Genomic DNA, 8,698 nt, shown 5'->3' with positions numbered 1-8,698 from the left:
CAAGCAAAGCAAGCTGGGGTTACGACGAATAAAATAAATTCTGTCCCACTCCCATCTCACTTTATATATTTAAAACGCGTATAGAATATAAGTGTTGCGTCTATTCGTATTATTAATTCCATTTTTACAAATTTATTATTGAATGGGTTAAATTTGTTTCTAATTGAATGTTAAAATGAAAATTAATAAAACGTTATATGTTTATAAACAACTATATAGAAAAAATTGTTTACAGGTGCTATTATAGGAACATTGATAATATTGTGAGGAGTGTACTTAATAATGGAAGTATATGCAGATTATGCTGCAACTACACCGGTAAAACCAGAGGTTGTAGAAGAAATGATGGCAATTTACAAGTCGCATTTCGGAAATCCATCATCTATTCATTCAATTGGAAGAGACGCACGTCGTTATTTAGATGAATCAAGAAGAACAGTTTCTAACTTACTAAATGCAAAGCCAAGTGAAGTTATATTTACAAGTGGCGCTACTGAATCAAATAATACCGCTATCAAAGGGTTAGTCTATGCAAATCAACATCTTGGAAATCACATTATCACTACTAAAATCGAGCATCATTCTGTTTTACACGTCTTTGAACAATTAGAAAAAGAAGGCTTTGATGTGACTTATCTAGATGTCGATGATACAGGTACAGTGGATTTAGATCAACTTAAAGAAGCATTAACGAGTGATACAATCTTAGTTTCGATAATGTTTGTTAATAATGAAGTTGGAACTGTAGAACCAATGTATGATATTGAAGATATCGTTAGCGAATCGAATGCTTTGTTGCATGTTGACGCTGTCCAAGCAATTGGACATTTAGATGTCAGCTTTGAAGATTTTAAAATGGATACTTTGAGTTTAACGGCGCATAAATTTGGTGGTCCAAAAGGCGTGGGTGTACTATTAGTTAGAGACCAAACACCAATTGTGTATTCACAGTTAGGTGGGGAACAAGAAACTAAAAGACGTGCCGGCACAGAAAATGTGGCACAAATTGTAGGCTTAACTAAAGCGTTAGCACTAGCAAACGATAATAGAGATCAAAATAATTTACATTTAATGCAGTTAAAGGAATTATTTCTAGTTAGTTTGCAAGAACGAGCAATACCGTTTGAGGTCAATGGTTCAATGGTAGACACAACTGGTCATATACTCAATTTGTATTTCCCATTTATAGATGTGGAAACGATGTTAACACTTCTGGATTTAGCAAATATATATGTATCGTCGGGTTCAGCTTGTACAGCTGGCTCAACTACACCTTCACATGTTCTAGCAGCAATGTATGAAGATGAAGAGCGTGCGAAACACTCTGTAAGATTTAGTTTTAACGAATTAACAACTGAACAAGAAATTAAATATATCGTTGCTGAAATTCATAAAATATATCATAAATTTAAGGAGGAATAAATGTGTCAAACAAAGATATACGTGTAGTTGTTGGTATGTCTGGTGGAGTTGATAGTTCAGTCACTGCCCATGTTTTAAAAGAACAAGGGTATGATGTTATTGGAATATTTATGAAAAACTGGGACGACACTGATGAGAATGGTGTTTGTACAGCAACTGAAGATTATAATGATGTCATCGCAGTATGTAATCAAATTGGCATCCCATATTATGCGGTTAATTTCGAACAGGAATATTGGGATAAAGTCTTCACTTATTTCCTAGATGAATATAAAAAAGGACGCACACCTAATCCGGATGTTATGTGTAATAAAGAAATTAAATTTAAAGCATTTTTAGAGCATGCACTTAAATTAGGTGCTGATTATGTGGCAACTGGACATTATGCAAGAATACGTCGTCATGACGATGGTCATGTGGAAATGTTAAGAGGTATTGATAATAATAAAGATCAAACCTATTTCTTAAATCAATTGTCACAACAACAATTATCAAAAGTGATGTTCCCAATTGGTGATATTGAGAAAAAAGAAGTTCGAAAAATTGCTGAGGAACAAGATTTAGCAACGGCTAAGAAGAAAGATTCAACAGGCATATGTTTTATTGGAGAACGTAATTTTAAAACATTCCTATCACAATATTTACCGGCTCAATCTGGAGAAATGCGTACATTGGACGGAGAAAAGAAAGGTATGCATAGTGGATTAATGTATTACACAATTGGTCAAAGACATGGTCTTGGAATTGGCGGAGACGGTGATCCATGGTTCGTAGTTGGCAAGAATTTAAAAGATAATATTTTATATGTTGAACAAGGTTTCCATCATGATGCACTCTATAGTGATTATCTTATTGCATCTGATTTCTCATTCGTTAATCCAGTTGATTTAGAAAATGGATTTGAATGTACTGCCAAATTTAGATATCGCCAAAAAGATACTAAGGTGTTTGTTAAACGTGAAAGTCAGGATGCTTTACGTGTAACATTTGATGAACCAGTACGTGCGATAACGCCAGGACAAGCGGTTGTATTTTACGATGAGGAAGTTTGTTTAGGTGGCGCAACAATCGATGATGTATTTAAAACAACAGGTCAATTGAGTTATGTTGTTTAATTAAAAAAACAGAGGGTGGAGTGTAATGAAATCATCTAAGATTTCACATACTACTCCATCTTTATTTTTACGTTTTAAATCAATACAAACGATGATTAAAGAATTGGGTGAAAATATGATAACGAAACAAGAAACAATTTATAAATGGATTCAGAACGGTCAACTTGAAGCTGCATTAAAAGCATTATTCGAAAACATAGAAGAAGAACCGAATACAATTGAAAATTATATTAATGCAGGAATCGTACTCGCTGACGTTAATGAAGTGGAAAAGGCTGAAAGATTTTTCCAAAGAGCACTTGCAATTGATGATAAAAATGGACCTGTATATTATAATTTAGCTAATCTATACTATGATCAAGGTAAATACCGCGATGCCATTAAGCTATATCAATTGGCATCTAAATACGATATGGATAAAATAGATACGAATTACATGATTGGGATGTCATTTAATCAATTAGATGCACCTAAAGAATCATTACCTTTCTTTATGACTGCAGCAGAATTAGAACCTAATCGTGATGCTGAAGTTCAGTTTCAATATGGTTTAGCATTATGTCATTTAGAAATGTTTGAACAAGCGATTCAACAATTAAAGTTAGTGCTATCAATAGACTCACAACATGTAGATGCACTATATAATCTTGGTTTAGCTATATATATGCATACAGAAGACATTGAATTAGCCATATCATATTTTGATAAGGCTATATCTATTGATCCAGAACACGTATTAAGCCAACATGCTAAGAAGACCTTTGAAGCAATAAAGAACGAGGAGGAGTAATATGTCAGACCCTACACTATTTGATTATTCAATGATTAAAGGTACTGTAGATGCTATTTTATTTCAGAATAATGATAATTTTTATACAGTCATTAAAGTGGATACAATTGAAACAAATGAATCATTTGGTAATTTACCAACAGTTGTAGGGTTCTTTCCAAATATTGTTGAAGGAGATGTCTACACTTTTAAAGGTCAAGTTGTAGAGCATCCACGTTACGGTAAGCAACTGAAGGCTGATACGTTTGAGAAAGAAGTACCACAAACTAAAGATGCAATAATTACATATCTATCAAGTGATTTATTTAAAGGGATAGGAAAAAAGACTGCTCAAAATATAGTGAACACGCTTGGTGAAAATGCGATCAATGATATTATGTCTGATGCATCTGTTTTAGAAAAAGTTTCCAATTTACCTAAAAAGAAGCAAAAGCAGATTGCTGATCAAATCAATGCCAATCAAGAGTCTGAAAAAATAATGATTCGACTACATGATTTAGGCTTTGGACCTAAATTATCAATGGCGATTTATCAATTTTATCAATCTGACACCCTTCAAGTACTTGAGAATAATCCATATCAACTCGTATATGATGTTAAAGGAATTGGTTTTCAAAAGGCTGATATTTTAGCGCGAAATAATGGGATTGCCTTTAATGATCAAGAAAGATTAAAAGCAGGATTGTTATATACACTTGAAGAAGAATGCATTAAGCAAGGTCACACGTATTTATCAAACGACTATATCATCGACGTAACGCAACAAATTCTAAGTAACAAACAGCAAGGTGAGGCCATAGAGCAACAACAATTAGAAGATGTTCTACAACAATTATCAGAAGAAAGCAAATTAATTCTCGATAATCATCGTGTTGCTATTCCTAGTTTATATTATTCTGAATTAAAAAGTGTTCAAAATTTATATCGCATTCAAACCTATAAGAACAAGTTAAAAGAAATAGAACAATCTGATTTACAATTGCATATAGGGGAAATAGAAGATAGCAATAATGTCAATTATGCACCATCTCAAAAAGAAGCTTTACAAACAGCTATTAATTCTAAAATTATGCTGTTGACAGGAGGTCCTGGTACAGGAAAGACAACGGTGATCAAAGGAATCGTTGAATTATATGCTGAAATACATGGCCTATCGTTAAATTATTCTGATTATCAAGATGATGATTATCCAGTCGTTTTAGCTGCACCAACTGGTCGTGCATCTAAGCGTTTACAAGAGTCAACAGGACTTGAAGCGATGACAATACATCGCTTAATTGGGTGGAATCAGGATACTCAACCTGAAGATATATTAGATAATGAAATAAAAGCTAAACTTATCATTATTGACGAAATGTCGATGGTGGATACTTGGTTATTTCATCAGTTTCTAAGTGCAGTGCCATTAGATGCACAGGTGGTATTTGTTGGTGACGAAGATCAATTGCCATCAGTTGGACCAGGCCAAGTATTTAAAGATCTAATCGATTCTAAAGCAATTCCACGTGTAAATTTAACTGAAGTTTACCGTCAACAAGATGGCTCTAGTATCATTGATTTAGCACACCGAATGAAGCATGGGGAACCTATCGATATTTCACAACGTTATCATGATAGAAGTTTTATTAATTGTGGCGTAGAACAAATACCTTCAGTTGTTGAGAAAGTAGTATCAAGTGCTGTAAATAAAGGATATGACATGAGTGATATTCAGGTGTTAGCACCGATGTATAAAGGTAGTGCAGGTATAAAACGATTAAATCAAGTGTTACAGGATATATTAAACCCTAAGGAAGATGATACGCGAGAAATAGAGTTCGGTGATATCAAATTTCGTAAAGGGGATAAAGTATTACAATTAGTCAATCGACCTAACGATAATATATTTAATGGTGATATTGGTGTTATAGTTGGAATCTTTTGGGCAAAAGAAAATGCACTTAACAAAGATGTGCTTGTAGTAGACTTTGAGGGGAATGAAAACACCTTCACAAGACAGGATTTACTTGAATTAACACATGCTTATTGTACATCTATCCATAAATCACAGGGTTCTGAATTTCCGATAGTCATCATGCCAATTGTAAAGCAATATTTTAGAATGTTGCAGAGACCTATTTTGTATACAGGACTCACTAGGGCAAAACAATCACTTGTTTTACTCGGTGATCCTAAAGCATTTGATATAGGTCTAAACACCCAAGGTCAAATACGTCAAACGCAACTTTGCCATTTAATTTTAAGCTATTTTGAAATTGAAAATAATAATGCTAACCGTCATCAAAATAGCGATAATTCATTAATAGATACAGAGGAAAAGTTGAATTTAGAAGTTGAGGAAAAAGAAATTATTTTAAGTGAATCTACAATATATCAAATTAATCCAATGATCAATATGGGTGATGTATCCCCATACGATTTTGCTGAGCGTTGACATTTAGCTTGAAAATACTTAAAATAATCTTAAGTTCGCATGAAGATGAGTAGACAATACATACTTATATAGAGATGTACTGGTTGGTGTAAAGTACAATGTATATTGTTGAACGCTACTTCATGTTATTTTCATATTGAATTTGAGTGATAATTGTCTTCTGCCTAACGATATTTTATCGATTAAGGGTAGACCATTTATAACTAGGGTGGTACCGCGAGAACGTTCGTCCCTTTTTGAGGATGAACGTTTTTTGTTTTATTTTCTTAATAAATTGATGAAATAGGAGTGTAAATAATGAAAAATTTAAAGGCTAGTGAAATTCGTCAAAAATATATTGATTTCTTTGTTGAAAAAGGACATATGGTTGAACCTTCAGCACCATTAGTACCGATTGATGATGATTCATTATTATGGATTAATTCAGGTGTAGCAACGTTAAAAAAATATTTTGATGGCAGAGAAACACCTAGAAAGCCTAGAATTGTTAACTCTCAAAAAGCAATCAGAACCAACGATATCGAAAATGTTGGATTTACTGCAAGACATCATACATTTTTTGAAATGCTAGGTAACTTTTCAATCGGTGATTATTTCAAAAAAGAAGCAATTCATTTTGCATGGGAGTTTCTAACAAGTGAAAAATGGATGGGAATGGAACCAGAAAAATTATATGTCACTATTCATCCAGAAGATACAGAAGCTTATCGTATTTGGAATGAAGAAATTGGCTTAGAAGAAAGTCGTATTATCAGAATTGAGGGTAACTTCTGGGATATTGGTGAAGGTCCTTCTGGTCCAAATACTGAAATTTTCTATGACCGTGGAGACGACTATGGACAAGATGATCCAGCCGAAGAAATGTATCCAGGTGGAGAAAATGAAAGATATTTAGAAGTATGGAATTTAGTCTTTAGTGAATTTAATCATAATAAAGACAATACGTATACACCACTTCCAAATAAAAACATTGATACTGGTATGGGTCTTGAACGTATGGCATCAGTGTCTCAAAATGTACGTACTAATTACGAAACAGACTTATTCATGCCAATTATTAATGAAGTTGAAAATGTCGCTGGCAAAACGTATTTAGAAAATAGTGAGCATGATGTAGCATTTAAAGTCATCGCAGATCATATTCGTACGATTGCATTTGCAATAGCTGATGGCGCATTACCTGCAAACGAAGGACGAGGCTATGTATTACGTCGACTTCTACGTAGAGCGGTTCGATTCAGTCAAACGTTAGACATTAATGAACCGTTTATGTATAAATTGGTTGATATTGTTGCAGACATTATGGAACCTTATTACCCTAATGTTAAAGAAAAAGCAGATTTTATTAAACGTGTAATTAAATCTGAAGAAGAACGTTTCCACGAAACACTTCAAGAAGGTTTAGCAATTTTAAATCATTTACTAGCTAAAGCCAAAGATTCAACAAACGAAATTAACGGATCAGATGCTTTTAAATTATATGATACGTATGGTTTCCCAATTGAATTAACTGAAGAATTAGCTAGTCAAGAAGACATTTCTGTAGATATGGCTACATTTGAAGTAGAAATGGAGCAACAACGTACACGAGCTCGAGAAGCACGTCAAAGTTCACAATCAATGCAAATTCAAAGTGAAGTGCTCAAAAATATTACTACAAATAGTAAATTCGTTGGCTATGAAACGACAGATTATCAAACAACATTAACAGATTTAATTTATAATGGTGAATCAGTTGAAAGTGCTGAGCCTGGAGAAACAGTTTACTTCATTTTGGAAGAAACACCATTTTATGCAGTTAGTGGTGGACAAGTAGCTGATAAAGGAACCGTAGGCAATGAAAACTTTGAAATAGAAGTAACCGAAGTAACTAAAGCACCTAATGGTCAAAACTTACATCAAGGTGTAGTCCAATTCGGCCAAGTTACTATTAATAGTAATGTAGATGCAAGTGTAAATAGAGATGAAAGAAAAGATATTCAAAAAAATCACAGTGCCACTCACTTACTTCACGCTGCTTTAAAAGAGGTACTAGGAGAACATGTTAACCAAGCTGGTTCTTTAGTCGAAAGTGAACGTTTACGTTTTGACTTCTCACATTTTGGTCCTATGAGTCAAGAAGAAATAGATCGTGTTGAGAGACGTGTTAACGAAGAAATTTGGAGAGGTATTTCAGTTAATATTCAAGAAATGCCAATTGATGAAGCTAAACAAATGGGTGCTATGGCTTTATTCGGTGAAAAATACGGTGATATTGTACGCGTTGTAAATATGGCGCCATTTTCAATAGAACTATGTGGTGGTATTCACGTAAGTAACACTGCTGAAATTGGTCTTTTCAAAATTGTTAGCGAGTCAGGAACAGGTGCGGGTGTTAGACGTATTGAAGCATTGACTGGTAAGTCAGCATTCCTTTATTTAGAGGATATTCAAACGAAATTTAATGCTGTTAAAGATCAAGTTAAAGTAAAATCTGACAATCAAGTTTTTGATAAAATTGTGCAGTTACAAGAAGAAGAAAAACAACTTCATAAACAATTAGAGCAACGCAACAAAGAAATTACAGCACTTAAGATGGGTAATATTGAGGAACAAATTGACGATATAAATGGATTTAAAGTATTAGCTACAGAAGTCGAGGTATCAAATGCTAAAGAAATCCGACAAACAATGGATGATTTTAAATCTAAACAACAAGATGCTATCATTATCTTAGCAAGTAATTTAGGAGATAAAGTGTCATTAATCGCAACTGTACCTAAAGAACAAACTGACAGCATCAAAGCTGGGGATATTATTAAAAACATGGCACCTATCGTTGGTGGTAAAGGTGGCGGTCGCCCTGATATGGCTCAAGGTGGCGGTACGCAACCTGAAAATATCTCAGAAGCATTACGCTTTATTAAAGATTACATTAAAAAACTATAACTTTGTAAT

The 8,698-nt window shown here is 33.7% G+C and carries 5 protein-coding genes; all 5 read left to right on the top strand.

Annotated features, from left to right (window positions below):
- Positions 1-282: 282 nt before the first annotated feature.
- Positions 283-1,422: a cysteine desulfurase family protein gene (locus JVV30_RS05605; RefSeq protein ID WP_070854927.1), complete on the top strand. Its 1,140-nt coding sequence runs from the start codon at positions 283-285 to the stop codon at positions 1,420-1,422.
- A gap of 2 nt (positions 1,423-1,424) precedes the next feature.
- Positions 1,425-2,537 (top strand): tRNA 2-thiouridine(34) synthase MnmA, encoded by a 1,113-nt coding sequence (mnmA, locus tag JVV30_RS05600; protein ID WP_053029558.1) that lies wholly within the window; start codon positions 1,425-1,427, stop codon positions 2,535-2,537.
- A 118-nt stretch (positions 2,538-2,655) separates the two neighbouring features.
- A complete protein-coding gene (locus tag JVV30_RS05595; RefSeq protein ID WP_204193666.1) occupies positions 2,656-3,327 on the top strand; it encodes a tetratricopeptide repeat protein in 672 nt (223 codons plus the stop codon).
- Position 3,328: 1 nt separating this feature from the next.
- On the top strand, positions 3,329-5,761 hold the full coding sequence (gene recD2 / locus JVV30_RS05590; RefSeq protein WP_204193639.1) for an SF1B family DNA helicase RecD2: 2,433 nt from the start codon (positions 3,329-3,331) through the stop codon (positions 5,759-5,761).
- Between the two features lie 297 nt (positions 5,762-6,058).
- Positions 6,059-8,689 (top strand): alanine--tRNA ligase, encoded by a 2,631-nt coding sequence (gene alaS / locus JVV30_RS05585; RefSeq protein WP_204193637.1) that lies wholly within the window; start codon positions 6,059-6,061, stop codon positions 8,687-8,689.
- Positions 8,690-8,698 lie beyond the last annotated feature (9 nt).

Source organism: Staphylococcus sp. GDY8P47P, from assembly GCF_016892225.1.
Classification (GTDB): domain Bacteria; phylum Bacillota; class Bacilli; order Staphylococcales; family Staphylococcaceae; genus Staphylococcus; species Staphylococcus borealis.
Note: the sequence above shows the minus strand (reverse complement) of the source record. Positions and strands in the feature narration are given on the sequence as shown.

Coding starts and splice junctions, on each gene's coding strand:
- JVV30_RS05605 (WP_070854927.1), top strand. CDS start 283: ATGGAAGTATATGCAGATTATGCTGCAACTACACCGGTAAAACCAGAG.
- recD2 (WP_204193639.1), top strand. CDS start 3,329: ATGTCAGACCCTACACTATTTGATTATTCAATGATTAAAGGTACTGTA.
- alaS (WP_204193637.1), top strand. CDS start 6,059: ATGAAAAATTTAAAGGCTAGTGAAATTCGTCAAAAATATATTGATTTC.